Source organism: Caproiciproducens sp. LBM24188, assembly GCF_054130445.1.
The window spans coordinates 1714363-1737879 of the sequence record NZ_CP196862.1; the positions used below are offsets into that span (position 1 = coordinate 1714363).

30 protein-coding genes are annotated in these 23517 nt (G+C 48.6%); 27 read left to right on the forward strand and 3 right to left on the reverse strand.

What is annotated here, in order from left to right; all coding sequences use genetic code 11:
• The first annotated feature begins 113 nt into the window (after positions 1–113).
• Positions 114–2093, forward strand: coding sequence for an NAD-dependent DNA ligase LigA (ligA, locus tag ACSVDI_RS08065; RefSeq protein ID WP_457942016.1), 1980 nt, complete (start codon positions 114–116; stop codon positions 2091–2093).
• A gap of 32 nt (positions 2094–2125) precedes the next feature.
• Here the strand turns inward: ligA and ACSVDI_RS08070 are convergent, their stop codons facing one another.
• Positions 2126–2350 carry a helix-turn-helix transcriptional regulator gene (locus ACSVDI_RS08070; protein ID WP_457942018.1) on the reverse strand — a complete coding sequence of 75 codons (225 nt, stop codon included), beginning with the start codon at positions 2348–2350 and terminating at the stop codon, positions 2126–2128.
• Position 2351: 1 nt separating this feature from the next.
• Positions 2352–2792, reverse strand: a complete 441-nt coding sequence (locus ACSVDI_RS08075; protein WP_457942019.1) for a hypothetical protein — start codon at positions 2790–2792, stop codon at positions 2352–2354.
• A gap of 162 nt (positions 2793–2954) precedes the next feature.
• Between ACSVDI_RS08075 and ACSVDI_RS08080 the strand changes: the two genes are divergently transcribed.
• The 19 genes from ACSVDI_RS08080 (at position 2955) to ACSVDI_RS08170 (ending at position 16236) form a co-directional block, all read left to right on the forward strand.
• Positions 2955–3974 carry a stage III sporulation protein AA gene (locus tag ACSVDI_RS08080; RefSeq protein WP_457942020.1) on the forward strand — a complete coding sequence of 340 codons (1020 nt, stop codon included), beginning with the start codon at positions 2955–2957 and terminating at the stop codon, positions 3972–3974.
• Positions 3904–4401: a stage III sporulation protein AB gene (locus ACSVDI_RS08085; RefSeq protein ID WP_457942022.1), complete on the forward strand. Its 498-nt coding sequence runs from the start codon at positions 3904–3906 to the stop codon at positions 4399–4401. The genes ACSVDI_RS08080 and ACSVDI_RS08085 overlap by 71 nt, the downstream gene beginning before the upstream one ends.
• Before the next feature lie 115 nt (positions 4402–4516).
• Positions 4517–4711, forward strand: a complete 195-nt coding sequence (gene spoIIIAC, locus ACSVDI_RS08090) for a stage III sporulation protein AC (protein WP_457942023.1) — start codon at positions 4517–4519, stop codon at positions 4709–4711.
• Positions 4712–4714: 3 nt separating this feature from the next.
• Positions 4715–5104, forward strand: a complete 390-nt coding sequence (locus tag ACSVDI_RS08095) for a SpoIIIAC/SpoIIIAD family protein (RefSeq protein ID WP_457942024.1) — start codon at positions 4715–4717, stop codon at positions 5102–5104.
• Between the two features lie 3 nt (positions 5105–5107).
• Positions 5108–6256 carry a stage III sporulation protein AE gene (locus ACSVDI_RS08100; RefSeq protein ID WP_457942025.1) on the forward strand — a complete coding sequence of 383 codons (1149 nt, stop codon included), beginning with the start codon at positions 5108–5110 and terminating at the stop codon, positions 6254–6256.
• Positions 6253–6726 carry a stage III sporulation protein AF gene (locus ACSVDI_RS08105; RefSeq protein ID WP_457942027.1) on the forward strand — a complete coding sequence of 158 codons (474 nt, stop codon included), beginning with the start codon at positions 6253–6255 and terminating at the stop codon, positions 6724–6726. The genes ACSVDI_RS08100 and ACSVDI_RS08105 overlap by 4 nt, the downstream gene beginning before the upstream one ends.
• On the forward strand, positions 6719–7303 hold the full coding sequence (locus ACSVDI_RS08110) for a stage III sporulation protein AG (protein ID WP_457942029.1): 585 nt from the start codon (positions 6719–6721) through the stop codon (positions 7301–7303). The genes ACSVDI_RS08105 and ACSVDI_RS08110 overlap by 8 nt, the downstream gene beginning before the upstream one ends.
• Positions 7304–7328: 25 nt before the next feature.
• Positions 7329–7907 (forward strand): SpoIIIAH-like family protein, encoded by a 579-nt coding sequence (locus ACSVDI_RS08115; protein ID WP_457942030.1) that lies wholly within the window; start codon positions 7329–7331, stop codon positions 7905–7907.
• Between the two features lie 319 nt (positions 7908–8226).
• The gene (nusB, locus tag ACSVDI_RS08120) at positions 8227–8646 is read left to right on the forward strand and encodes a transcription antitermination factor NusB (protein ID WP_457942032.1); all 420 of its coding nucleotides are present in this window, start codon (positions 8227–8229) and stop codon (positions 8644–8646) included.
• A gap of 53 nt (positions 8647–8699) precedes the next feature.
• On the forward strand, positions 8700–9635 hold the full coding sequence (locus ACSVDI_RS08125; RefSeq protein WP_457942033.1) for a Kae1-like domain-containing protein: 936 nt from the start codon (positions 8700–8702) through the stop codon (positions 9633–9635).
• A gap of 56 nt (positions 9636–9691) precedes the next feature.
• Positions 9692–10909, forward strand: a complete 1218-nt coding sequence (gene xseA / locus ACSVDI_RS08130; protein ID WP_457942034.1) for an exodeoxyribonuclease VII large subunit — start codon at positions 9692–9694, stop codon at positions 10907–10909.
• A gap of 40 nt (positions 10910–10949) precedes the next feature.
• A complete protein-coding gene (locus ACSVDI_RS08135; protein ID WP_457942036.1) occupies positions 10950–11171 on the forward strand; it encodes an exodeoxyribonuclease VII small subunit in 222 nt (73 codons plus the stop codon).
• Entirely contained in the window at positions 11172–12047 is an 876-nt protein-coding gene (locus tag ACSVDI_RS08140; protein ID WP_457942037.1) for a polyprenyl synthetase family protein, read from the forward strand.
• Between the two features lie 159 nt (positions 12048–12206).
• The gene (gene rplU / locus ACSVDI_RS08145; RefSeq protein WP_457942038.1) at positions 12207–12515 is read left to right on the forward strand and encodes a 50S ribosomal protein L21; all 309 of its coding nucleotides are present in this window, start codon (positions 12207–12209) and stop codon (positions 12513–12515) included.
• Positions 12516–12538: 23 nt separating this feature from the next.
• Entirely contained in the window at positions 12539–12853 is a 315-nt protein-coding gene (locus ACSVDI_RS08150; RefSeq protein WP_457942039.1) for a ribosomal-processing cysteine protease Prp, read from the forward strand.
• A 3-nt stretch (positions 12854–12856) separates the two neighbouring features.
• The gene (rpmA, locus tag ACSVDI_RS08155; protein ID WP_457942040.1) at positions 12857–13138 is read left to right on the forward strand and encodes a 50S ribosomal protein L27; all 282 of its coding nucleotides are present in this window, start codon (positions 12857–12859) and stop codon (positions 13136–13138) included.
• Between the two features lie 284 nt (positions 13139–13422).
• Positions 13423–14694, forward strand: a complete 1272-nt coding sequence (gene obgE, locus ACSVDI_RS08160) for a GTPase ObgE (RefSeq protein ID WP_457942041.1) — start codon at positions 13423–13425, stop codon at positions 14692–14694.
• Between the two features lie 206 nt (positions 14695–14900).
• Entirely contained in the window at positions 14901–15296 is a 396-nt protein-coding gene (locus ACSVDI_RS08165; protein ID WP_457942043.1) for a Mini-ribonuclease 3, read from the forward strand.
• 16 nt (positions 15297–15312) lie between these two features.
• On the forward strand, positions 15313–16236 hold the full coding sequence (locus tag ACSVDI_RS08170) for a YitT family protein (RefSeq protein WP_457942045.1): 924 nt from the start codon (positions 15313–15315) through the stop codon (positions 16234–16236).
• 51 nt (positions 16237–16287) lie between these two features.
• On the opposite strand, the gene ACSVDI_RS08175 is transcribed toward ACSVDI_RS08170, so the two are convergent.
• Positions 16288–16506, reverse strand: coding sequence for a hypothetical protein (locus ACSVDI_RS08175; RefSeq protein ID WP_457942047.1), 219 nt, complete (start codon positions 16504–16506; stop codon positions 16288–16290).
• Between the two features lie 74 nt (positions 16507–16580).
• Between ACSVDI_RS08175 and ACSVDI_RS08180 the strand changes: the two genes are divergently transcribed.
• The 7 genes from ACSVDI_RS08180 to ACSVDI_RS08210 all read left to right on the forward strand — a co-directional run bounded on the left by ACSVDI_RS08180 (position 16581) and on the right by ACSVDI_RS08210 (position 23395).
• Entirely contained in the window at positions 16581–17918 is a 1338-nt protein-coding gene (locus ACSVDI_RS08180; RefSeq protein ID WP_457942049.1) for an RsmB/NOP family class I SAM-dependent RNA methyltransferase, read from the forward strand.
• Between the two features lie 112 nt (positions 17919–18030).
• Positions 18031–19101, forward strand: coding sequence for a branched-chain amino acid aminotransferase (locus ACSVDI_RS08185; RefSeq protein ID WP_457942051.1), 1071 nt, complete (start codon positions 18031–18033; stop codon positions 19099–19101).
• A gap of 82 nt (positions 19102–19183) precedes the next feature.
• Positions 19184–20077: an RluA family pseudouridine synthase gene (locus ACSVDI_RS08190; RefSeq protein ID WP_457942053.1), complete on the forward strand. Its 894-nt coding sequence runs from the start codon at positions 19184–19186 to the stop codon at positions 20075–20077.
• Between the two features lie 140 nt (positions 20078–20217).
• Positions 20218–21051, forward strand: coding sequence for a transporter substrate-binding domain-containing protein (locus ACSVDI_RS08195; RefSeq protein ID WP_457942055.1), 834 nt, complete (start codon positions 20218–20220; stop codon positions 21049–21051).
• Positions 21052–21132: 81 nt separating this feature from the next.
• Positions 21133–21864 (forward strand): amino acid ABC transporter permease, encoded by a 732-nt coding sequence (locus ACSVDI_RS08200; RefSeq protein WP_457942056.1) that lies wholly within the window; start codon positions 21133–21135, stop codon positions 21862–21864.
• Positions 21851–22585, forward strand: a complete 735-nt coding sequence (locus tag ACSVDI_RS08205; protein ID WP_457942058.1) for an amino acid ABC transporter ATP-binding protein — start codon at positions 21851–21853, stop codon at positions 22583–22585. The genes ACSVDI_RS08200 and ACSVDI_RS08205 overlap by 14 nt, the downstream gene beginning before the upstream one ends.
• Positions 22586–22942: 357 nt before the next feature.
• On the forward strand, positions 22943–23395 hold the full coding sequence (locus ACSVDI_RS08210) for an S-ribosylhomocysteine lyase (protein ID WP_457942060.1): 453 nt from the start codon (positions 22943–22945) through the stop codon (positions 23393–23395).
• The last annotated feature ends 122 nt before the right edge of the window (positions 23396–23517 follow it).

A 23517-nucleotide genomic window follows, 5' to 3' on the forward strand; every position in this document is an offset into this window, starting at 1 on the left:
AAAAGCAGATTCAGACCGGGGTTTCTATTTCCATCCGTCTATCGACGGGTGGAAATTCAGTTGTACCAGATTGGCTGTAACTCACGGATTCTGCGAAAGGAATGGTCATTATTATGGATTTTGAGGAAGCAAAAAGGCTTTCAAAAGAATTGGCTGAGCAAATCACATATCATAACCAGAAATATTATGTGGAGGATGCTCCGGAGATCGACGACTACGAATATGATATGCTTTACCGCCGCCTGCAGCAGCTGGAAGCAGAATTTCCGGAGTTGATTACGCCGGATTCGCCAACGCAGAAGGTAGGCGGCGCGCCGGTGAGCAAATTTGAGCCGGTCGTTCATACGGTGCCGATGGAAAGTCTTCATGATTCCTTTTCAGAGGAAGAATTGGCCGATTTTGACCGACGTGTCCGCTCGGTTGTCGAAAACCCGGTTTATATTGTAGAGCCGAAGTTCGACGGGCTTTCCGTTTCCTTGGAATATCGGGACGGCAGGTTTGTCCGCGGTTCCACCCGAGGCGACGGGACCGTTGGAGAAGATGTGACGGAGAATCTGCGCACCATTCGCACCATTCCGAAAAAATTGAATCAGCCGCTTCCTTTCCTGGAAGTACGCGGGGAAGTATACATGTCCCATGAAAGCTTTCGGCAGCTTTGTGAAAAGCAGGAATTAAACGACGAGAAGCCGTTTAAGAATCCGCGCAACGCCGCGGCCGGGTCTCTTCGTCAGAAAAACCCTGCGGTAACCGCTTCCCGTGTTTTGGACATTTTTGTTTTTAATGTGCAGCAGGTCGTGGGCGCAGAACTGCATGAACACGATGAGTCTTTAAATTTTCTTAAGAGCCTCGGTTTTACGGTGCCTCCATTTTATAAAGCGTGCACCACGGTGGAGCAGGTAATTGAGGAGGTGCGCAGAATCGGCGATCTGCGCGGAAGTTTGGGGTATTCCATTGACGGTGCGGTCATCAAAGTAAATTCTTTCGCGCAGCGTGCTTTGCTGGGCAGCACAGCGAAATTCCCCAAATGGGCAGAGGCGTATAAGTATCCGCCGGAAGAGAAAGAAACGAGGCTTCTGGATATCGAAATCAATGTCGGCCGTACTGGCGTGCTTACGCCGACCGGAGTTTTTGAACCGGTAACTCTGGCGGGAACGACTGTGAGCCGTGCCACCCTTCATAACGAGGATTACATTCGGGAAAAGGATATTCGTATCGGGGATCAGGTGATTTTGCGGAAGGCCGGGGAGATTATTCCGGAAGTGGTTTCCGTGGTTTCCCACGGGGATCCTTCCAAACCTTATGAAATGCCGAAAGAATGTCCTTCTTGTGGCGCGCCGGTGCAGCGGGCCCCCGGCGAGGCCGCCACGCGGTGCACCAATCCGGAGTGCCCGGCTCAGCTTTTGCGCCATATCATCCATTTTGCCAGCCGCGACGCGATGGATATTGATGGGCTTGGCCCGGCCATGGTAGAGCAGTTGGTACGGGAAAACCTGCTGACGTCGCCCGCGGATTTGTATGAGCTGAGGCAAAGCCAGCTGATGGAATTGGAGCGTGTAGGGGAAAAATCCTCTCAGAATTTGATTAATGCCATTGAGCGCTCCAAGGAAAACGACCTATACCGGTTGATTTTTGCGCTTGGCATTCCTCACGTTGGGCTGAAAGCGGCAAAGCTTCTGGCTTCCTATTACCGCAGCATAGACGCGATATTCCATGCGACAAAGGAAGAAATTGCCCATATTGAAGGATTTGGGGATACTATTGCGCAAAGTATATCGGATTTCTTCCTCTTGCCGAATACGGCGCACCTGATTGGCCGCCTGCGTGACGCAGGGGTGAACATGCAGAGCAAAACGGTAACGACGGATACCCGTTTTGCCGGAAAGACTTTCGCTCTTACCGGCACCCTGCCGACACTGACGCGTGCTCAAGCGACGGAAGCGATTGAAAAATGCGGAGGAAAAGTTTCAAGCAGTGTCTCTAAAAAGACGGATTACGTCCTTGCGGGGGAAGACGCGGGAAGCAAGCTGACCAAAGCGCAGCAACTTGGTGTTCCGGTGATTTCTGAAGAAGAATTTCAGCAGATGCTGGAATAAATAAATCTATATAAGAAGAAGGCTGCGAAGCATTATGCTTCGCGGCCTTCTTCTTTTTCGATAAAACGGAACAATTCCTCCACGGGTTGCTGGAAAACGTGCGCAATATCCATAGCCAGTTTTAACGACGGATTATAACGCCCGTTTTCCAGATGAACAATTGTTTCACGACGAACTCCGACCCGTTCGGCCAGTTGCTCCTGACTTATACCGAATTTTGTGCGATATTCTCTGATTTTTGTTACAAGCATTGGCATATCATTTTCCTTTTTTATCATAAAAATAAAAGATAACAGCGTATAGAAGAAAGATAAAGCCAATTAATAAAAAGAAAAATGAGATGGTAAATGTGGGCAGTTGGTTCCGAATGGTAAGAATCATAAGAAGAATGATTCCTCCAAACCCGGTATATGCGATAACTTGAATGGTTTTCAAATGATTGAAATGACTTCGCTCATCTGTTTGTTCAAGCAGGCCTCGGTTTTTTAGTCGATTGATCGGAATATTATAAATGACCATCAGAATGCTTTCAGCAAAAAGAAGTATGGTGCGGTTCAAACTGCTTTCTGCGAAGGAATATGCAATCGCGAACATTATCATGAACAAAGCACAGCAGATACACGAGAAAATAAGATATTTTCGGTAGGGGATTTTTACTCCCTTTTCAAGGGGTGTCCTTTTATTATACAGACGATTCATAAACAAAACCGCCTTCATGTGATATATTTATAACATATGTTATAAATATATCACATAACCTACTCGTTTGTCAAGTTGAATATTCCTTACGAAATTTTGCTTGGTTCGGTTCTAATAGAACGAAGTTGTCCATATCTATGTGATGTAAGGAGGGACAAGACGATGGAAAAGAAAAATAGTCTCCGGTTTGATTCTGCGGCGGGTGCGCTGTGCGAACGAATCCGGAAGGTAGTTAAACAGATTCCGGACGGTGTAAAAGAACAAACGCAGGAGCTTCGTTTGCGCATCAACAGACCGGTTTCCGTTTGCTGCACCGGGGGAATTTACTTTGTAACCAATCGGGGCGGAATCAGCTGCCGCCCCGGAAACGATATGCTTATGGCAGAAAAAGAAGATCTGGAGGAAAGCTTTCATACTATCTGCAGCTACTCGATTTATAGCCATCAGAATGAAATCCGCAATGGCTATGTGACACTGGCCGGCGGCCACAGGGTTGGGATCAGCGGAACAGCGGTGTGCAAAGAAGGGGAAATCACAGGGATGCGTGATATTTCCTCTGTTAATGTTCGGATTGCCCGTGAAATCCCCGGTGCGGCGGACGGCATTATAGAGTGCCTGCACCATAATCTTTCGTCCGGACTTTTGCTGGCAGGTGCACCGGCTAGTGGAAAAACGACGATACTTCGGGATATTGCCCGTCAGTTATCCAGCGGAATCTGTGGAAATATTAAAAAGGTAACAGTGGTGGACGAGCGCGGGGAACTGGCCGGGACTTACATGGGAATTCCGCAGAACGACCTTGGCGTGTGCAGCGATGTTCTGGACGGCTACCCAAAGGCGCAGGGAATTCTGCAGGCGGTGCGCTCGCTTTCCCCGGAGTACATAATCTGTGACGAGCTAGGAACCAGCGACGAAGTGAGGGCTGTAGAACAGGGACTAAACGCGGGTGTGAGTATCATTTCCAGTATCCATGCGGGCAGTATTGAGGAGTTCATCCGCAGAAGACAGGCCGTTGCGCTTTTGGAAACGGGGGCGTTTGGCAATGTAGCGATTCTGGACGGCCACGAACACCCCGGAACGATTCTTGGCGTTTATAAGGCAGGTGATTTGCTTGCTGAAGCTTATCGGCGCACTGATGCTGATTGCGGCGGGAACGCTCGCCGGTATTATGGAGTCGCGTAGGCTGGCGGTACGGGTGGATCAACTGGAAGCGTTTCTCCGGTTCCTTTCCCGTGCCCAAACGGAAATCCGATTCGCTGCCCTGCCGGTGGAGCAGATTGTGCAGCGTCACGGCGGAGAGCTGCAATTTCTAAAGCGCTGTGCCTCCGGTTGTTCCGGTGGAATGCCATTTACCGTGGCCTGGCAGGACAGTGTGAATGCAGCTGCAAAGGAAAAAAGTTTTCTGCCGGGGGATATTGACCTTTTGCGCAGCTTTGGGGAGGGCTTTGGTGCAAGTGATGTGGAGGGGCAGATTTCACATTGCGAACTGTATACGGAACTGATTGGGGAACGCCTGAAAAACGCACGGGACGAAAAAGAAAAAAAGTCCAAGCTGTATTTGACTTTGGGCGTTTTCGGCGGTCTGGCGGCGGCTTTGGTGCTGTGCTGACGGGAAAAAGTCCCGTTTTGAAGTGCCCGGATAAAAACCCGGAAAGTTCAAATAGAGGACGGAAGTTTGAAAACAAAATTTTCAAACCGATATCTGCGAAAGGATGACCACAGAAATGGATGTCGATTTTATTTTCAAAATTGCCGCGATTGGAATCATTGTGGCGGTTCTGAATCAGCTGTTGGTTCGTTCCGGGCGTGAAGATCAGGCAATGATGACCAATTTAGCCGGGCTGATCGTTGTGCTTATGATGATTATCCAGCAAATTGACACGCTTTTTAAAACGATAAAGTCTCTTTTTGGGTTGTAGGCCATGAACATCATTGGAATCGCCGGGATCGCAATTATCGCCGCGGTTATGGCAGCAATGATCAAGCGCTATCATCAGGAATACGCCATCCTGATCAGCATCGCAGCGGGAATCATTATTCTTCTGGAAATCTTTGCAAATGTTTTTCCGGTTATTCAGCAGATTAACACGCTGATTTTAAGTGCCGGCATTTCCGCAGAGTACCTTCTGATTCTGCTGAAGGCACTGGGCATTTGCTTTTTGACCCAGTTTGCGGCGGATTCCTGCAGGGATTCGGGAGAAAGCGCGCTTGCCTCTAAAGTGGAACTTGCCGGAAAACTTGCCATTGTGGTAATGTCGCTGCCGCTGTTTGAAAGCATTGCGAAAACGTTAACCGGACTAGTTGGTACATAAATTATGAGAGTATTAAAAATATTCTTCAGCTGTTTTATCGTATCTGTTTTTCTGTTTTTCACGCCAGTAACGGCGTTTGCCGCGGATCCCCAATTTAACTATTACAGCGAACAGTATCAGGAGAGCGGGGCCGCGGACCTGACGGACAAACTGCCGGATGACACCCGCAGTTCGCTGGAGCAACTGGGCGTAAGCGGGGCAGACTGGAATGAAATTACATCGCTGTCCCCGCAAAGCCTGTTTCAGCAGGTTTTTACTATGGTTGGCGGCAATTTGCAGGAACCGGTTCGGGCAGCCATTGCCGTAATTGCCATGATGCTGATCTGCGCATTGCTGAACGGAATGAAACTATCCTTTGGGGACAGGCCGGTAAGCAGCGTAATCGGGTTGGTGGGAACACTCTGTGTCTGTACCGTCGTTATCCAGCCGATTGTGTCCTGCATTCACAATGCGGCGAACATTATTCACGCGGCAGCCGATTTTCTGCTTGCCTGCGTTCCGGTTTTGGTCGGCATTATGATAGCCGCCGGACAGCCGGTATCTGCCAATTCCTACAACCTGCTGATGATGGCGGCGGGAAACGGAATTTCGCTTCTTTCCTCCAACATACTGGTTCCACTGATGAACATTTTTTTAGCTTTTTCTGTGGTATCCGCTGTTTCACCGGGAATCGGCCTGGGGGGATTGTGTGCCGCCTTTCATAAGGTGGTGAAGTGGACCATTGGATTTTGTATGACTGTATTTTCTGGACTTCTCACCATTCACAGTGTGGTTGCCGCTTCCGCGGACAGTGCCACGGCAAAGGCGGCAAAGTTTGTGGTCAGCAATTCCGTCCCGATTGTTGGCAGCGCGCTGGGCGATGCGGTGCAGAGCATTGGGGCTTGTTTGAAAATGCTCAAATCCGGGGTTGGCGCATTCGGTCTTCTTGCCGGCATTTTTATTTTTCTGCCGCTTCTGATTCAGTGTATTTCGTGGGTAATTATGATGCATATCTGTTCCGGAATCAGTGATGTCTTTGACCAGAAGGAAATTTCATCGGTCTTAAAGGCGTCGGCCGCGGTTCTGGAAACAATGCTTGCCATTACGTTTTGCTGCATGGCGCTGCTAATTGTATCTACTGTGGTCATTCTCATTATGGGGGGAACGACATGAATGCGGTAAAAGCGTGGTCCCTTGCAATTTGCCTGGCGGTGCTTGCTGCGTCCATGCTGCACAATCTGGTTCCGAACGGCTCCATGGAACGGATGATCCGCTTTTTAATCGGTGCCTTTGTGATCTGCGTCATGATCCAGCCGATTACTTCCATTATCCCCGAAATCAATTTTGATGTTCAGCAGAGTTTTCCAAGCCAGACGGACGACCGGCTGCAGAATACCGTAAACCGTCAGATGACAGATGCCGCCCAGCAAAGCATACGAAATCTGGTCATATCGGAATTGAGTCAAATGAACATAAAATGTGAAAATGTTTCTGTGTTTATGGATACTCGGGAAGATGGCAGCATATCAATTAACAAAGTGATTGTAACGCTTGCGAAAGGATACGGGGCTTACCGCGATGCCGCGGCCGAGCATCTGAAAAAAGTAACGGGACTGAAAATGGAGGTAGCCGCCAATGGATGAAAAAGGCAGGAAAGAAAAAAATACGCTTTTTGATAAGCTGGCGAGCAACGATCAATATCGGACGATCATTGTAGTATGCTGTGTTATTGCAATCGCCCTGATTTTTCTCTCCGGATTTTTTAAAAACAATAATAATGCAGAGGCAAAAGCGGCTTCTTCCAAGCCAACGGTTACGGCCGACCAGTATGCTTCGCAGATGGAAACAAAGCTGACGAGCATTATAACAGGAATACGGGGCGTCGGCTCCGCAAAGGTCATGGTAACCATGGAACGTGACATGCAATATGTTTATGCAACGGAAGAGAAAACAAGTAATCAGTCTACCGAAGACAAATCCAACGGCTCCACAGCAAGAAACCAAACCAATGGCAGTTCGGAAAAGAAATACACGATTATAAAAGATGCGGATGGCTCGCAGAAAGCGCTGGCCGTGACAGAGGTTCAGCCCATTGTAAAGGGTGTGGTTGTGGTGTGCGACGGCGGGGATAATCCTGCCGTACAAGGAGATGTCATCAATGCCGTAACAACCGCGCTGGATATTTCTTCCGCGCGCGTGTGCGTGATAAAAGCGAAATAATTTGAAACAGGGGGAAACTATAACTATGAATATGGGAAAGCGTCAGCTCGTACTTGCGGCCTTGATCGTCGCACTTGGTGCAGCAGTGTATTTAAACTGGCAATTTTACGGAAATAATACTACGCTTGCAACGGATGTGGCGGCGACTTCTTCATCCACCAGAACGTTAGGGGAAGCGCAGCTTGTGGAAGGGTCGGCGGTTTCCGGCAATCCGAAATCTGCGTCGTCGTCCGCGTCGTCGGCTGTTCAGACAAGTGCGGATACGTACTTCACCCAGGCCCAGCTTTCTCGCAAGCAGGTGCGGGACAGTGCTGTTGACATGGTAGAAAAAATTATTAATGACTCCAACACAGGGGAAGCCGCGAAAAAAGAAGCAGTTGACAAGGCCGCCGCGATCGCGCAGAATTCCATTCAGGAAAACAATATTGAAACCCTGATTAAGGCCAAGGGCTTTTCCGATTGTCTGGTGTTTATTCAGAACGGCGAGTGCAGCGTAGTGGTGAAATCGAAGGATGCCGACCAAAAATCCGCCATTGTGATTAAAGACATTGTTTCCGGCCAGTCCGGTATCAGCTACGATAAAATTAAAATTAACTTTGTCTGATTCCCTTTTGCCTTCCGGGCCCTTGAACCTATTGGAATCTTTTCCGGTCTGTGGTATAATAAACCCGTGGACGTTTGAAAACAGAATCGGGAAAACATATTTTAATGTTTTTCAAACTTTAACCCTCCACATTTGCTGGAGGGTTTTTTCATCTTTCTGATTTTTTGTGGGAATATTGGTGAAAAATCAGAATGGGCAGGCATGTTTATCAGCAATATGAAATTGCTGTGAAATGCTGCGCTGAGCAAACGCGGTTAAAATTTGCCCCGTAAACAGGGACGTGGAAAAAGCAGCGGGTTCAGCCCGCGTGGAGGGAATCATGAAAAGACGCGAAGCGAGGGAACAGGCATTTATCCTGATTTTTGAACGGAGCATCAACCATTACACAACAGATGAAATTATTGATGCGGCTGAAACGTGCAGCGACATCCGAATTGATGAGTTTGCAGAACGAATTGCGTCCGGCGCAGAAAAGGAAGAAGAGCAGATTGACGCTCTCATCCAGAAGTCGATTCGGGGCTGGAAAATGAACCGGCTTTCCAAAGTGTCGCTTGCTCTTCTGCGCATGGCAATTTACGAAATACTGTTTGAAGAAGACATCCCGGTCAGCGTTTCCATCAACGAAGCGATTGACCTGGCAAAGAAATACGGCGGTGCGGATGACGCTCCGTTTGTAAACGGGGTTCTTGGCACGGTGGCGAAAAATGCCGGGGAAAAATCCGAACCCGCCGTGGAATAACGGCTTTCCCAAGGGGTTTGGCCACCCGGCCGTGGGAAAGGATGACTTAATTCATGGCTGAAGTACTTGGAATCGACACCAGTAATTATACAACATCTTCCGCCCTTTACCGGGGCGGCGAAGTGAAGCAGCAAAAAATGCTGCTTCCTGTCAAAAAAGGAGAAGTAGGGCTCCGACAAAGCGATGCGGTTTTTCACCACGTGCAGCAGCTGCCTCAGGTGCTGGAAACGCTGCTGGAACAGAAACCGTCGCTCTGTGCGGTGGGTGCTTCCGATCGCCCACGTGACGCAGAAGGCTCTTATATGCCGTGTTTTACCGTGGGAACGGGTACCGCAAGGGCAATCTCCCGCACGCTTGGCATACCGGTTCACTTCTTTTCCCATCAGGCCGGTCATATTGCCGCGGCGCTCTATTCGGCGGGAAAGCTGAATTTAATGGAGCAAAAATTTCTCGCGTTTCATGTTTCCGGCGGCACGACCGAAGCGGTTCTGGTTACGCCGGACCGGCAAAAGATTTTTCAGGTTCAGTTGGTTGCACGTTCCCTAGACCTGAAAGGTGGACAGGCAGTTGACCGTGTGGGGGTTATGCTTGGCCTTGCTTTCCCTGCGGGGCGGGAACTGGAGCAGCTTGCGCTGAAATCCACCGCGAAATTTTCCATCCGGCCTTCTATGAAGGGCATGGACTGCTCACTTTCGGGAATTGAGAACCAATGCAGCGCCATGCTGCGTGCTGGAAAGCCGAAAGAAGACATTGCAGCTTACTGCCTGAAGTCGGTTCAGGCGGCACTGGATGCAATGGCAGACGCATTGCTCAAGCAGTATGGAACGCTTCCGTTGGTTTTTGCGGGAGGGGTCATGTCGAACAGCATCATTCGGAATGCACTGACCGAAAAATACGGCGCTTATTTTGCTGCTCCGGAGTTTTCTGCCGACAATGCCGCCGGAATTGCTGTGCTGACCGCTCTTGCGGAAAATATTATGATTGCTTGAATGGATCAGTCGGCCATCGGCATAGTGATTTACCGGAACAGAAGGAGGCGAATTTCTTGCTGCAGGCTCCTGTCGTACTTAGTGTAACGCAGTTAAATACGTATTTAAAATCTCTGCTTGACGGGGACGAACACCTGAATCATGTTTTTTTGAGCGGGGAAATTTCTAATTTTACCAATCATTATAAATCAGGACATTTTTATTTTTCGCTGAAAGATGAACGCAGTGTTATTCGGGCGGTAATGTTTGCCCAGAATGCGCGCCGCATTCGTTTTCTTCCGCAGGACGGCATGAAGGTTTTGGTTCGCGGGCGGGTAAGCATATACGAAGCGACCGGTCAGTACCAGCTGTATGTGGAAGACATGCAGCCGGATGGAATCGGAGCACTTAACCTTGCGTTTGAACAGCTGAAGACCAAGCTGGAAAAGGAGGGCCTTTTCTCCGCAGACCGGAAAAAAGCCCTGCCGGCGTTCCCAGAACGAATTGGGGTGATTACTTCTCCAACCGGCGCGGCGGTACACGATATTACCACGATTTTGGCGCGGCGTTATCCTTTGGCACAAGTAATTCTGTGTCCCGTGCTGGTTCAGGGCTCCGGCGCGGCACCACAAATTATTAATGCGCTGAAACGGTTTAACCGCCTATCCTGTGCGGATGTGATCATCCTTGGCCGGGGCGGGGGTTCGCTGGAAGATTTATGGCCTTTCAATGAGGAGTCCGTAGCCCGCGCGGTCGCTGCTTCCAAAATTCCGGTTATTTCGGCAGTTGGGCACGAAACAGATTTTACCATCTGCGATTTTGTTGCCGATCTTCGTGCTCCCACGCCTTCCGCGGCGGCGGAGCTTGCGGTGCCTGACCGGGAAGAACTCCTAGCTATGGTGAGTTACGATGCTTTTCGGTTGTCAAAAAGCATGCATTCCAAGCTGGATGCTCTGCGCCAACAGCTGAACGACGTAACTGCTGCTTCTGCTTTTCGCAGACCGCAGGAATGGATTGCATTGCAGAAAATCAAAATTGACCGGATGATGACCCGCCTTTCCGCGGCGGTGGAACGGAAGGTCGGCACAGCCAAGGAAGAGCTTGCTTCTGCCGGCGGCCGTCTAAATGCGTTAAGCCCACTGGCTACCTTGTCCAGAGGATATTCCATTGTTTATAATCGGGACAAGGCCCCGGTGTCAAGCGTTCAGAAAATTAAAATTGGTGAATCGGTCACAGTGCGGATGAAAGACGGAAAGCTGAACTGCACGGTTAACGGCAGAGAGGAAACCGTTTAAGGAAACAGAGCTTTCAAACTGCGAAAGGATGGCCATCAGAATGAATCGGAATATGACGTTCGAAACAGCCATGAAACGGCTGGAGGAAATTGTGAACAGACTGGAAAGCGGGGAAGAATCGCTGGAAACTTCACTGAAATTGTTTGAAGAGGGTTCCTCACTTGCTGCTCATTGCTATGGGAAATTACAAAGTGCGGAACAGAAAATCAAGCAGATTACGGACTTGGAAGAAACATCTGTGAAGAAAGAACAGGGTGAATAAATGGAACCGAACGATTTGGAATTGGTAGAGCGTGAACTGAAAGCATTGCTGCCGGAGCAGGAACTGCGGCAGGCGGAATTGATTCAGTCCATGCGTTACAGTCTTCTTGCGGGCGGAAAACGGATTCGCCCGATGCTGGTTCTGGAATTCTGCCGTTTATGCGGCGGAGACACCCGGACGGCGCTTCCGTTTGCGTGTGCCGTGGAAATGGTGCATACGTATTCGCTGATTCACGACGACTTGCCGTGCATGGATAACGATGATCTTCGCCGTGGGCGCCCGTCCAACCATAAGGTGTACGGGGAAGACATGGCGCTTCTTGCGGGGGACGCCCTGTTAACCATGGCGTTTGAAACCATGCTTTCCGATCGGGCCATCGCGCTGGCGGGTGCGGAACGTGCCGCAAAGGCCGCCGGGGTATTGGCCAGAGCCGCCGGAGCCTACGGAATGGTGGGCGGTCAGGTAATTGACCTGAAGAGCGAGGGGAAAACCGTTACACTGGAAACGCTAAAAGTTATGGATGAATGCAAAACCGGTGCGCTGATTCGTGCGGCTGCCCAAATGGGCTGCATTGTTGGCGGCGCGGATGCGGGGCAGCTTACAGCCGCCGAGCGTTATGCGAATGCAATCGGTCTGGCGTTTCAAATCGTAGACGATATCCTGGATGTCACCAGCGATACGCAGACGTTGGGAAAGCCGGTTGGCAGTGATACTGAAAACAGCAAGAGTACCTATGTTTCTCTTCTTGGTCTGGAAAACGCACGGGTAAAGGTGGAGGAACTGACGGAAACGGCGGTGTCAGCCCTGTCCTGCTTTGGCCCAAAGGCTGAATCGCTTGTGAATCTTGCAAAACAGCTTGCCTCCAGAGAAAAATAAGGAGGATTTTCCAATATCTTTAAAACGTTGGTTTTTCCGTTCATTTCTTGACAAATTTGTTTCCTTATGATATTATTGATAAGCCGCTTATTACGGGCTTTCAAGCGGGTAACCCGCCCGATAGTAGCGAGATTAAAGAAAAGGCAGGACCTTTTAACCATGTTTGCAGTGATTGAAACAGGCGGCAAGCAGTATAAGGTACAGAATGACGATGTCATTTTTATCGAAAAGCTTGCAGCGGAAGAAAATTCCGAAGTCAATTTTAAAGTGGTGGCAGTCTGCGGCGACGACGGACTGAAAGTTGGCACTCCTTATGTGGAGGGCGCTACCGTCACAGGTAAAGTTCTGAAGAACGGAAAAGCAAAGAAAATTACAGTCTTCACTTACAAACCTAAAAAGAATGAAAAGCGCAAGATGGGTCACAGACAGCCCTACACCAAGGTTCAGATTACCGCGGTGAAAGCGTAATTCGTGCGAACAAGTAATTCGCTATGATTCGTGCGGAGTTTTTTATTCAGGCTGACGGCGAACTTTCCGGGTTTTGTGTGACCGGTCATAATGGCGAAGCAGGGCAGGATATCCTATGCGCGGCGGTTTCCTCTGCAGCGTATCTGGTTGCCAATACTGTAACGGAAGTGATACGGGCAGATGCCGAAGTAGCCGTGGAGGACGGGTACATGCTGGTACGTGTAGCGTCCGGGCAGCTTAAAAACTGCCGCAGCATTTTGGAAGGATTTAAGCTTCATTTACAGGGGCTTGAAGAGCAGTATCCCCAAAATATTATTGTAAGTTATACGGAGGTGTAAAGAATGTTAAAGATAAATATTCAGCTGTTTGCTCATAAAAAGGGAATGGGCTCCACTAAGAACGGCCGTGATTCTGAATCTAAGCGCCTTGGTGTGAAACGTGCCGATGGTCAGTTTGTTCTGGCCGGTAACATCCTGGTAAAGCAGCGCGGAACACATATCCATCCCGGTGAGAATGTTGGCATCGGTTCGGACGATACGCTGTTTGCTCTGGTTAACGGCAAAGTGAAGTTTGAACGTGTTGGACGTGACCGCAAGAAGGTCAGCGTTTACGCAGAACAGTAAAATTTCCGAAATAAAAACCCGGGCGAAAAGCCCGGGTTTTTGTTTTGGTTTTCCGGGAAAATTGTGGTATAATAATTAAATCACGTTCGGCTGATTTGACTTCTAACAATGACGAAGTGGTGGGCTTCCCGCCTGCGGTGGCCGCAGGTTTAAACTGAGGTGTTCCATTGTCTTGCGTTTCATTAAGGGAATGCCCGGTCAGGGTGAAAACAGCGACGTAATTGCAGTGTGAATCAGTCCGAAGCATAACTAAAGTACGACAGGAAACGGCGGTATAAATCAGTATGTTTATTGATAGTGCTAAAATAATGGTCAAGGCGGGCGACGGCGGCGATGGTGCGGTTTCGTTCCATCGTGAAAAATATGTGGCGGCCGGCGGGCCGGATGGCGGCGACGGCGGCCGCGGCGGAAATATCTATTTTCAGGTGGATGACAACCTTTCCACTTTGGCTGACTTTCGCTACAAACGTAAATATGTCGCTCCCAACGGCAACCGCGGCGGCGCCAGCCGCAGCTCCGGCAAACGGGGAGAGGATCTCATTATCCGCGTACCGCGCGGAACTTTGGTCAAAGATGCCGAAACCGGCAGGTTGCTGGCGGATTTGTCTACCGATGAACCGCAGTTGATAGCCAGGGGCGGCAACGGCGGATGGGGAAATTCGCATTTTGCTACGCCAACCCGACAGGCGCCTCGTTTTGCAAAACCTGGTATGCCCGGGGAATCGTTCGAACTTCAGTTGGAACTAAAGCTTCTCGCGGATGTCGGTTTGGTCGGTTACCCGAACGTGGGGAAATCGACGCTTGTTTCGGTTATCAGTGAGGCCAAGCCTACCATTGCGAATTACCACTTCACGACGATTACGCCAGTGTTGGGTGTAGTACGTTTGGGTGAAGGCAATTCCTTTGTTGTGGCAGATATTCCCGGCCTGATAGAAGGTGCGGGCGAAGGGGTCGGCCTTGGATTCCAATTTTTACGTCACGTGGAACGCTGCCGGATGCTGGTTCATATTGTTGATGTTTCCGGAAGCGAGGGAAGAGATCCGAAAGAGGATTTTCACATTATCAATCAAGAATTGAAGAAGTTCAATGCAGATTTGGCACAGCGCCCCATGCTTGTGGCTGGTAACAAATGCGATCTTGCCACCGAGGAGCAAATTGCTGATTTTAAGAAATTTGTAGAAGAACAGGGGTATGAGTTCTTCCCAATTATGGCGGCGATCCGTTATCAGGTGGATCCTCTTTTGAACCGAATTGCGGAAATGCTGAGCAAACTTCCGCCGGTTAAGCGGTTTGAGCCGGAAGCGGCGCCGGTTGTCCCGGCGGAAGAGGTTGGTCGTCAGGAAGTGAAAGTTACCAATCAGGATGGCGTTTTTGTTGTGGAAGGTGAATGGCTGCTGCAGCTGATTCGTTCCATCAATTTTGATGATTATGAATCGGTTCAGTATTTCCAGCGTGTCCTGATTAGTTCTGGCGTGATTGACGCATTGCGGGAAGCCGGAATTCAAGAAGGCGATACGGTCAGCATCTATGAAATTGAATTCGATTTTGTGGAATGATGAACGGGTAGAACCCCTGCTTATCAATAAGAAAGGCCGATGAATTTTTACAGTAGAATTATGGAAATTTCTGCTATGCTTCAAACTGTTTTATTATGGTCGGCATAATTTCAGTTAAAACAAACGGAACGCTTTACTTGGTAAACAGGAGCAGGAAAACCCGTAGTAAGATACAGCCGCCATACGGCTGGGACAGGAGTGTTTGGTTGGAACGTTTGTTTAACGGAGAATGCGACCCCAGGTTGTTAAGCCCGCTGACGCTGGCTTTTGTTGGGGATTGTGTTTTTGAACTCTTTGTGCGGGAACGACTGGTCTGCGCGGGCAACTGCCCAGTAAATGCTCTGCATAAAAAATCGGTTGCACAGGTGTGCTGCAGTGCTCAGGCTCAGTCGCTGAAAACAATCGCGTCCTCTTTAACGGAAGAAGAAACAGAAATTCTGAAAAGAGGCAGGAACGCACATACAAATCATTTGCCTAAAAATTCAAACCCGGCGGATTACCATGCTGCTACCGGATTTGAGGCTTTGTTTGGATATCTTTATCTGTCGGGAAGAATTGACCGTCTTCGCGAATTGTTTCAGCTGATTTGTGGGGAATCCTGATCGAGGTGTATGTTGTATGACTTTCAGCAAACAGGGAAGTAAATCGGAAGAAATCTTGAAAGACGCCATTTGCATGGTCGCCGGAAGCATGATTTTTGCCGTTTCGGTGAATGCGTTTACATCTCCGAATAAAATTGCTCCGGGCGGAGTTACCGGTGTCAGCATTATGGTAAACCATTTGACCGGCTGGCCGATCGGTATGTTCAGCCTGATTTTAAATATTCCGATTTTTATCTGGGCGATTGTAGAAATCGGATATCAGCTGGTTGGAAAAACCATGATTGCCACGGTTTTATTTTCCGTCGCAGTAGACGTTGCGTATCGGTTTATTCCGGCGTATCACGGCAATCAAATGTTGGCTGCGATTTTTGGCGGCGTTTTGGAAGGACTGGGGCTTTCGCTCGTTTTTATCCGCGGCGGAACAACGGGCGGAACGGATTTGATTGCCCGGCTAATGAACCGGCGTTTTCACCATATTTCCATTGGGAAATTAATGTTTGGTGTCGATCTTGCGGTGATACTGGTGTCTGCATGGGTATATCAAAGTATTGAAAGCGCCTTGTATGCCGGAATTGATATTTTCGTGTCCACCCGGATTATTGATACCGTACTTTACGGCACGGATATTGGAACAGGAAAGATTCTGTTTATCATGTCGGCAAAGAACGATGAAATTGCGAAGGACATTCTAACGGATGTCGACCGCGGCGTTACCATCCTGAAATCCCGGGGCGCATACAGCGGACGGGACGGGGAAGTGCTTCTTTGCGCGGTCCGGCGCTATGAAGTGATCAAAGTAAAAGAAATTGTTCGTTCGCATGATGACGAAGCTTTCATGATTGTTGGCGATGCAGGCGAGATTTCCGGAGAAGGATTCCGAGAAGTCCAACCTGATGACAAGACTTTGAAAGAACTGCTGAAATGCATTAAGAAGAAATAGAAACAGGCGGTCTTGTATCTGCTACAAAACCGCCTGTTTTCTTGAAAATATTCAGTTGTCTCTGCAGTTGGAGCTAGTGCCCGTCGTACGGGTCGTACTGGTTGGGTTGTTGTTATTCGATGAGGTACCGGTGGAGCTGGTCCCTGTACCGGTGCGCGTAGAGCTTGTACCGCCTGTTGTGCGGGTGGAGCTGGTACCGCCGGTATGGTTCGAATTGTTCGAACTGTTGTATGAACTTTCGTTATTGTTGGAGTTGGGCTGCTTATTCATGGCTTTCACCTCCTTTGCCCATATTATTTGCCTGGAAATTGGAAATATACAATCGGATAAGGGGATATATTGGAATGATTTTACAGCCTCTGGAATTTCAAAACAGAATGCGGGATATGCTGCGGGAAGAATATCCGAATTTTATTGAGGCGTATGAAAAACCGCATTTCCGGGGAATCCGGTTAAACCCGCTGAAGTGCAGCCTTGAAACTCTGAAGTCGGGACTTCCATTTCCCATTAATCCGGCTCCGTTTTCTCCTCTTTCCTTTTATCTTCCGCAGGAGGCCGGAAAAATCGGGACTCTTCCGCTGCATCACGCGGGTGCTTTCTATTCACAGGAGCCCTCGGCTGCTTCTGCAGTTACCGTACTGAACCCTCAGCCCGGCGAACGGATTCTGGATTTGTGCGCTGCACCGGGAGGAAAATCCACTCAAATTGCTTCGCTTTTAAAAGGACAGGGCTTACTTTGGTCCAATGAGGTGGTCCGCAGCCGGGCCAACATTCTGCTATCCAATTTGGAACGCTGCGGTGTTTCCAACGCGGTGGTGTCTTCCTGCCATCCCGATAACCTATGTACCGCTTTGGCCGGATATTTTGACCGGGTTTTGGTGGATGCTCCTTGTTCCGGAGAAGGCATGTTTCGGCGCGACGAGCAGGCAGTGCAGGAATGGAGTCCCGAACATGTGGAGGCGTGTTCGGTTCGTCAGCTGGCGATTTTGGACAGCGCTTCAAAGGCTATAAAAGAGAATGGTGTTCTGGTTTATTCAACCTGTACGTTTTCGCCGGAGGAAAATGAAGGCGTTGTTACAAAATTTCTGGCATCCCATGAAGATTTTCAGCTTATAGACTGCGGCGTAACATTTGGCAGACCGGCCACGCTGCCCAAGGCCCGGCGGATTTATCCTATGGATGGGGGAGAAGGCCATTTTGTTGCGGCAATGCGGCGGTGTTCGCCAAACCCGTGCATGGTTCCGGAGTATGAACAAAGGAATACCGAAAAATTAAGCTCCGCGCAGGAACTTTACATGGAAATTTTCAAGGAAAAACCGGCCAGGCGGATTGAACCGGTTGGCAATCTGTATTTATTGCTGCCCGATGTTTTGCCGGAATTAAAAAATCTAGGTGTCATCCGGGCGGGCGTTTTACTGGGGGAAGCGAAAAAGAACCGGGTGGAACCTGCGCATGCTCTGTTTATGGCGGCGGCGCCTTCCCAGCTGAATACAGTTGTAGCCTTTTCCCATGATTCGCCGCAACTTGCGGCTTTCCTGAGAGGGGAAGAACTCTCAGTGGAACCTTCCCTTCGTGGTTACGCGGGTGTTGCGGTGGACGGGGTAATGACCGGCTTTGGAAAGTGTTCCGGCGGCCGAATGAAAAATCATTATCCCAAGGGGCTGCGAAACAATCCGGTGTAATGGCTGTGTAAAAAATTGGATTAACTCAATTCACTTTACCGTGTTAAAATCTTGAATTTATTGGGAAGCAATGCTATAATATTTGATAAACGAAAGAAAGAAGGCCTTTGAAGTGCAGGAAATTAAAGTGCAGTTGACGGAACACCCGAAGCAGAAGCCGACCGACTCGACAAAACTTGGATTTGGTACGATTTTTACGGATCATATGTTCTTGATGAACTATGATAAGGGAGAGGGCTGGCACGATGCCAGAATCGTCCCGTTTGGCCCGATTGAGCTGTCTCCTGCGGCCATGTGCCTCCATTATGGACAGTCTGTGTTTGAGGGAATGAAAGCTTACCGTGCGGTGGACGGAAGAATTCTTCTGTTTCGCCCGGAAAAAAATATGGCTCGGCTGAATTCCTCCAATGACCGGCTTTGCATTCCACTGATTGATGAAGAATTTGCTAAACATGCTATTGAAAAGCTTGTTTCCATTGAAAGGGACTGGATTCCGTCCGGAGAAGGAACCTCTCTTTATATTCGTCCGTTTATTATCGGCGTGGACCCGCACATTGGCGTGCACCCGGCAAGCCACCTGCTTTTTATTGTTCTTTGCTCCCCGGTGGGTGCGTATTATCCGGAAGGCCTGAATCCGGTAAAAATTTATGTGGAAAAAAATTATGTCCGTGCGGTAAGGGGCGGTATGGGCTACACCAAAACGGCGGGCAATTACGCAGCTTCCCTGAAAGCACAGGATGAGGCCGAAAAGCAGAACTACACGCAGGTCCTTTGGCTGGACGGTGTGGAACGCAAATACATTGAAGAAGTCGGCACCATGAATGTCTTCTTCGTGATTGACGATGAAGTAGTAACGCCGGAACTGCAGGGTTCCATCCTCCCCGGCATTACCCGTATGTCTTCCATTGAGCTGTTGAAGTCCTGGGGCATGAAAGTATCGGAACGCAGGATTTCCATCGACGAACTTGCGGATGCTGCAAAAAACGGCAGATTGAAAGAGGCTTTCGGTACCGGCACGGCGGCGGTTATCTCTCCAATCGGCCACTTAAAGTGGGGCGATGATATCATGGAGATCAACAACGGGAAGATTGGCCCGATTTCGCAGCGCCTTTACGATACTTTGACCGGTATCCAGTGGGGTAAAATTAAAGATACCTTTGGTTGGACGGTTGAAGTAAAATAACTAACTTATTAGCTGGTCAAATCATGAAAGTTTGCAGCGGCGGCGTTTTACCGCCGCTGTTTTATGTTTATTGGAGGTCCATATGAGGGAGCTCACCTTCTCCGTGCCGGAAGGTTATTCCGGAATCAGTTTGAAAAGTTTTCTGCGAAACTGCTGCGGTGTTTCCGCTCGGCTTATGGTTCGCCTGAAAAAGGAATCGATGGGAATTACGCGAAACGGCCGACATGCCATTGTGACAGAAATCCTGGAACCCGGCGATGTTGTCCGTATTCTGCTGCCGGACGATCAAAAACAAATCGAGCCGGTGGATGCTCCGCTTGACATTCGGTATGAAGATGACGACGTGCTCATTGTGAATAAACCGGCGTTTATGCCGATGTACCCTTCTCCCGGGCATGACCGGGACAGTCTGGCAAACGCGGTGTCCGCTTATTATCGCGGGCAGGAAGTTCCGGTCGGATTTCGCCCAATTTATCGATTGGATAAAGACACCAGCGGCATTGTGGTGCTGGCTAAAAATTCTTTTGCTGCAGCAAAGCTGGCGGGAAAGATTCAAAAGGATTATTTTGCGATCTGTGAAGGGGAACTGAATGGGGAAGGAACCATCGACCGTCCAATAGACCGAAAAGAAGGTCACGCCATTCAGCGCGAGGTCTCTCAAAATGGAGAGCGGGCGGTGACACACTGGTATTCCCTGGGCTGCGGCTCAGGACACAGCTTTTTAAGACTGCGGTTGGAAACCGGTCGCACGCATCAAATTCGGGTGCATTTGTCCAGTATGGGGCATCCGCTGGCGGGGGATGATATGTATGGGGGCACGACCAACCTGATTCTTCGTCAGGCACTGCACTGCGGCATGGTTTCGTTTGAGCACCCGTATTTCGGAGAATCAATGTGCCTTTTTTGCGAGCTGCCAAATGATATGAAAAGCCTTTTATCATGCTGTGGTATTCAATCTGTACAAAAGCATGAATAAAAAACCGAAAGAAACGAATTAATTGCATAATAATGAATGAATATTCAATAAATCGCTTGATTTATGCATAAATATGCGTTATAATACAAACATTCCAAAGAGATATGCAGTTTATTCAAATATGACGGAGGGTAATGATTATGAAAAAAGGTTCGAAACTCGCAGCGATTGTCCTTGCAGTTGCTATGGCGGTTTCCATGGGCGCGTGTTCTTCTGCCGGCACAACGGCTGCTTCATCCGGCGCTAGCAGCGCGGCGGCATCTACAACTATTGATAAAATTAAAGCGGACGGATATATTACCATGTCCACAAATGCAGAATTTGAGCCGTTTGAGTATAAGGACGGCGACAAAGTTACGGGAATCGATGTTGAAATTGCCCAGAAAGTTGCGGATAAGCTTGGCGTTCAGCTGAAAGTCAATGATATTGCCTTTGATACTCTGATTACCGAATTGAATTCCGGAAAATCCAATTTTGTAGCGGCGGGTATGTCGGTTACGGAAGACAGACAGAAGAATGTGGATTTTTCTGATACCTATTTTTATGCATCACAGGCTATTATTGTCACAAAAGACAGCCCCATTAAATTGCCTTCCGATCTCAATGGCAAGAAAGTAGGCGTTCAGCAGGGAACTACGGGCGACACTTACTGCACCAATGAAGACGGTAAGAATGATATTAAGGTTAGCTCGGTGGAACGCTACAACAAGGGAGTTGACGCGGTTGCCGATTTGATGAACGGAAAGATTGACGCTGTTGTCATCGACAGCTTCCCGGCAACTAAATTTGTAGAGAAGAATTCCGATAAGCTGGTAAAACTCAATGATGCCCTAACGGTAGAAAAGTATGCCATTGCCGTCAAAAAAGGCGACAAAGAAATGCTGGATACCATAAACAACGTACTGAGCGATATGAAGTCCAGCGGCGAACTTGATAAAATCATTGAGAAGTACAAGGCAGCTTTGGGTGCCTAAGTTTCCGCATCTGATCGTAATTGGCAGGGTAGGCGGAGAAATCCGCCGCCCTGCTTTTGCAGTTTTAACAGGAGGCATTTTATGAATATGCTTATGGCAGCGCTGCCGCTGTCCTATTTTTCTGAATTTCCCCAGAAATTCTACGATTCCTTTATTGAAAAGTCGCGCTACAAAAACATTGTGATTGGTCTGGGCAACACTTTGCTGATTACGTTTTTTGCCGTTTTAATCGGAATCGTTCTTGGCACACTGATTGCGCTGATTAAGGTTTCGCATCAGAACAACCCGAAAAAGCTGCGGATTTTAAATGCAATTGCGAGCGTTTACCTCGCGGTAATCCGCGGTACACCTGTGGTAGTGCAGCTTTTGATCATGTGGTTTGTCGTTCTGCAGTCTGCCAATGTTGACAAGGTGGTCGCTGCCATTCTGGCATTCGGCATCAATTCCGGTGCCTATGTTGCGGAAGTTATCCGCAGCGGAATTCAGTCCGTTGACAAGGGGCAAATTGAAGCCGGGCGTTCCCTTGGGCTAAATCAAAGGGCTACCATGGTTAAGATTGTTTTCCCGCAGGCGCTGAAAAATGTACTCCCCGCCATCGGAAATGAATTTATCGCCCTGTTGAAGGAAACCTCCGTCGCGGGCTATATTGCGATTCAGGATTTGACCAAAGGCGGAGATATCATTCGCAGCATTACCTATGACCCGTATACTTCGCTTCTGACCGTGGCGGCTATTTATCTTTTGATTGTGTTGGGATTGACTACGTTGCTTGGCAAACTGGAAAGGAGGCTGCATCAGAGTGATAACCGTTAAAAATCTGAAAAAAAACTTTCATACCATGGACGGCGAGATTTCGGTGCTGAAAGGAATCAATCAGACGATTGAAAAAGGGGAAAAGGTCGTCGTAATCGGCCCGTCCGGTTCCGGAAAAAGCACCTTTCTCCGCTGCTTGAACCTGCTGGAGCAGCCGACCGACGGAGAAATCTGGTTTGAGGGCACGCAGATTAACAAACCAGACTGCGACATCAACAAGCTTCGCCAAAAAATGGGCATGGTGTTTCAACATTTTAATTTATTTCCGCATCTGACGGTGTTGAATAATATTACCCTTGCGCCGGTCACGCTGAAACTGAAAACACAGCAGGAAGCGGAACAGCAGGCCATGCAGCTCTTGGAACGGATCGGCCTTGCTGACAAGGCACAGGCGTATCCCGCGCAGCTTTCCGGCGGCCAGAAGCAGCGCATCGCAATAGTCCGTGCGCTTGCTATGAATCCGGATGTTATGCTTTTTGACGAACCCACCAGTGCGCTGGACCCTGAAATGGTCGGGGAGGTTCTTCAGGTTATGAAGGAACTTGCTGAGGACGGAATGACGATGGTGGTTGTAACACATGAGATGGGGTTTGCCCGCGAAGTGGCCACGCGCGTTTTGTTTATGGATCAAGGGCAGATTCTGGAAGAAGCAGCTCCCGATGAATTTTTCGGCAATCCGAAGAATGCAAGATTGCAGGACTTTTTATCTAAAGTCCTTTAAAAATATTTAATAATATGCTAGAATAAAGAGCACAGTTTTAAACTGCGCTCTTATTTTTTGCCAAGGTGCTTACTATGCCGGCGTTCATTGCTTATTTTTTACATGCGTAAAAAGTCCTGTAGCGCCTAAATTGGCAGACAGGGGCCGGATTTTTTATATTGCCATCGTATTTTACTGTTTGAGCATGGAAAGAACCTGAGGAAATATGCATAACAGTTGCACTGGGAAAAAACCTGTGAAACCGCAATGAGGGAGTATTTGGACCTACAGGAACAAAAGGAAGATTCTCTCTTATTTTCAGCGAATTTATGAGCATTAGATTGTATAGCAATCAATTAGATAAAAGGAGTTTTTACAATGGAACGAATTGCAAGTTTTTGCGTCGATCACAATAAACTGCTGCCGGGAATCTATACGTCCCGTATCGACGGTGATATTATTACATATGACATTCGAATGAGAAAACCAAACACCCCGCCTTTTTTGGAAAATGCAGCGATTCATACCATTGAGCACCTGTTTGCTACTTATGCGCGCAATTCTGAACGGAAGGACCAGGTGATCTATTTTGGCCCGATGGGATGCCGCACGGGCTTTTACTTTCTATTGCGTGATGTAAAGCCCGCGGATGCGATTCGAATGATTCAGGAAGGCTTTACGTTTATTGCCAATTTTGAGGGCACTGTTCCGGGAACGACAGCGTCTGAATGCGGCAATTATTTGGAACACGATTTGGAAGGAGCCAAAAAGGAAGCCAAAGAATTTCTGCCAATTATTAGCACGTGGACCGAGGAAAAACTGCAGTATTAAGCCAAATTTTGTCGATTCATATTTTTCTTTTTTGTTAATTTTTTGCAAACGGGTTGCAAAATTGTTACCTTTGTTTTATTATATTAAAGATGATTACAAAATTGTAACAATTTAATATTGCG

What these genes read in the sequence shown, in the direction of transcription:
- ACSVDI_RS08200 (WP_457942056.1), top strand. Translation starts at nt 21,133, where the DNA reads ATGAATATGCTTATGGCAGCGCTGCCGCTGTCCTATTTTTCTGAATTT.
- ACSVDI_RS08190 (WP_457942053.1), top strand. Translation starts at nt 19,184, where the DNA reads ATGAGGGAGCTCACCTTCTCCGTGCCGGAAGGTTATTCCGGAATCAGT.
- ACSVDI_RS08100 (WP_457942025.1), top strand. Translation starts at nt 5,108, where the DNA reads ATGAGAGTATTAAAAATATTCTTCAGCTGTTTTATCGTATCTGTTTTT.
- ACSVDI_RS08110 (WP_457942029.1), top strand. Translation starts at nt 6,719, where the DNA reads ATGGATGAAAAAGGCAGGAAAGAAAAAAATACGCTTTTTGATAAGCTG.
- rplU (WP_457942038.1), top strand. Translation starts at nt 12,207, where the DNA reads ATGTTTGCAGTGATTGAAACAGGCGGCAAGCAGTATAAGGTACAGAAT.
- ACSVDI_RS08170 (WP_457942045.1), top strand. Translation starts at nt 15,313, where the DNA reads ATGACTTTCAGCAAACAGGGAAGTAAATCGGAAGAAATCTTGAAAGAC.
- nusB (WP_457942032.1), top strand. Translation starts at nt 8,227, where the DNA reads ATGAAAAGACGCGAAGCGAGGGAACAGGCATTTATCCTGATTTTTGAA.
- ACSVDI_RS08125 (WP_457942033.1), top strand. Translation starts at nt 8,700, where the DNA reads ATGGCTGAAGTACTTGGAATCGACACCAGTAATTATACAACATCTTCC.
- ACSVDI_RS08135 (WP_457942036.1), top strand. Translation starts at nt 10,950, where the DNA reads ATGAATCGGAATATGACGTTCGAAACAGCCATGAAACGGCTGGAGGAA.
- rpmA (WP_457942040.1), top strand. Translation starts at nt 12,857, where the DNA reads ATGTTAAAGATAAATATTCAGCTGTTTGCTCATAAAAAGGGAATGGGC.
- ACSVDI_RS08180 (WP_457942049.1), top strand. Translation starts at nt 16,581, where the DNA reads ATGATTTTACAGCCTCTGGAATTTCAAAACAGAATGCGGGATATGCTG.
- ACSVDI_RS08150 (WP_457942039.1), top strand. Translation starts at nt 12,539, where the DNA reads ATGATTCGTGCGGAGTTTTTTATTCAGGCTGACGGCGAACTTTCCGGG.
- ligA (WP_457942016.1), top strand. Translation starts at nt 114, where the DNA reads ATGGATTTTGAGGAAGCAAAAAGGCTTTCAAAAGAATTGGCTGAGCAA.
- ACSVDI_RS08140 (WP_457942037.1), top strand. Translation starts at nt 11,172, where the DNA reads ATGGAACCGAACGATTTGGAATTGGTAGAGCGTGAACTGAAAGCATTG.
- ACSVDI_RS08115 (WP_457942030.1), top strand. Translation starts at nt 7,329, where the DNA reads ATGAATATGGGAAAGCGTCAGCTCGTACTTGCGGCCTTGATCGTCGCA.
- spoIIIAC (WP_457942023.1), top strand. Translation starts at nt 4,517, where the DNA reads ATGGATGTCGATTTTATTTTCAAAATTGCCGCGATTGGAATCATTGTG.
- ACSVDI_RS08105 (WP_457942027.1), top strand. Translation starts at nt 6,253, where the DNA reads ATGAATGCGGTAAAAGCGTGGTCCCTTGCAATTTGCCTGGCGGTGCTT.
- ACSVDI_RS08195 (WP_457942055.1), top strand. Translation starts at nt 20,218, where the DNA reads ATGAAAAAAGGTTCGAAACTCGCAGCGATTGTCCTTGCAGTTGCTATG.
- ACSVDI_RS08070 (WP_457942018.1), bottom strand. Translation starts at nt 2,350, where the DNA reads ATGCCAATGCTTGTAACAAAAATCAGAGAATATCGCACAAAATTCGGT.
- ACSVDI_RS08075 (WP_457942019.1), bottom strand. Translation starts at nt 2,792, where the DNA reads ATGAATCGTCTGTATAATAAAAGGACACCCCTTGAAAAGGGAGTAAAA.
- ACSVDI_RS08175 (WP_457942047.1), bottom strand. Translation starts at nt 16,506, where the DNA reads ATGAATAAGCAGCCCAACTCCAACAATAACGAAAGTTCATACAACAGT.
- ACSVDI_RS08080 (WP_457942020.1), top strand. Translation starts at nt 2,955, where the DNA reads ATGGAAAAGAAAAATAGTCTCCGGTTTGATTCTGCGGCGGGTGCGCTG.
- ACSVDI_RS08210 (WP_457942060.1), top strand. Translation starts at nt 22,943, where the DNA reads ATGGAACGAATTGCAAGTTTTTGCGTCGATCACAATAAACTGCTGCCG.
- ACSVDI_RS08095 (WP_457942024.1), top strand. Translation starts at nt 4,715, where the DNA reads ATGAACATCATTGGAATCGCCGGGATCGCAATTATCGCCGCGGTTATG.
- obgE (WP_457942041.1), top strand. Translation starts at nt 13,423, where the DNA reads ATGTTTATTGATAGTGCTAAAATAATGGTCAAGGCGGGCGACGGCGGC.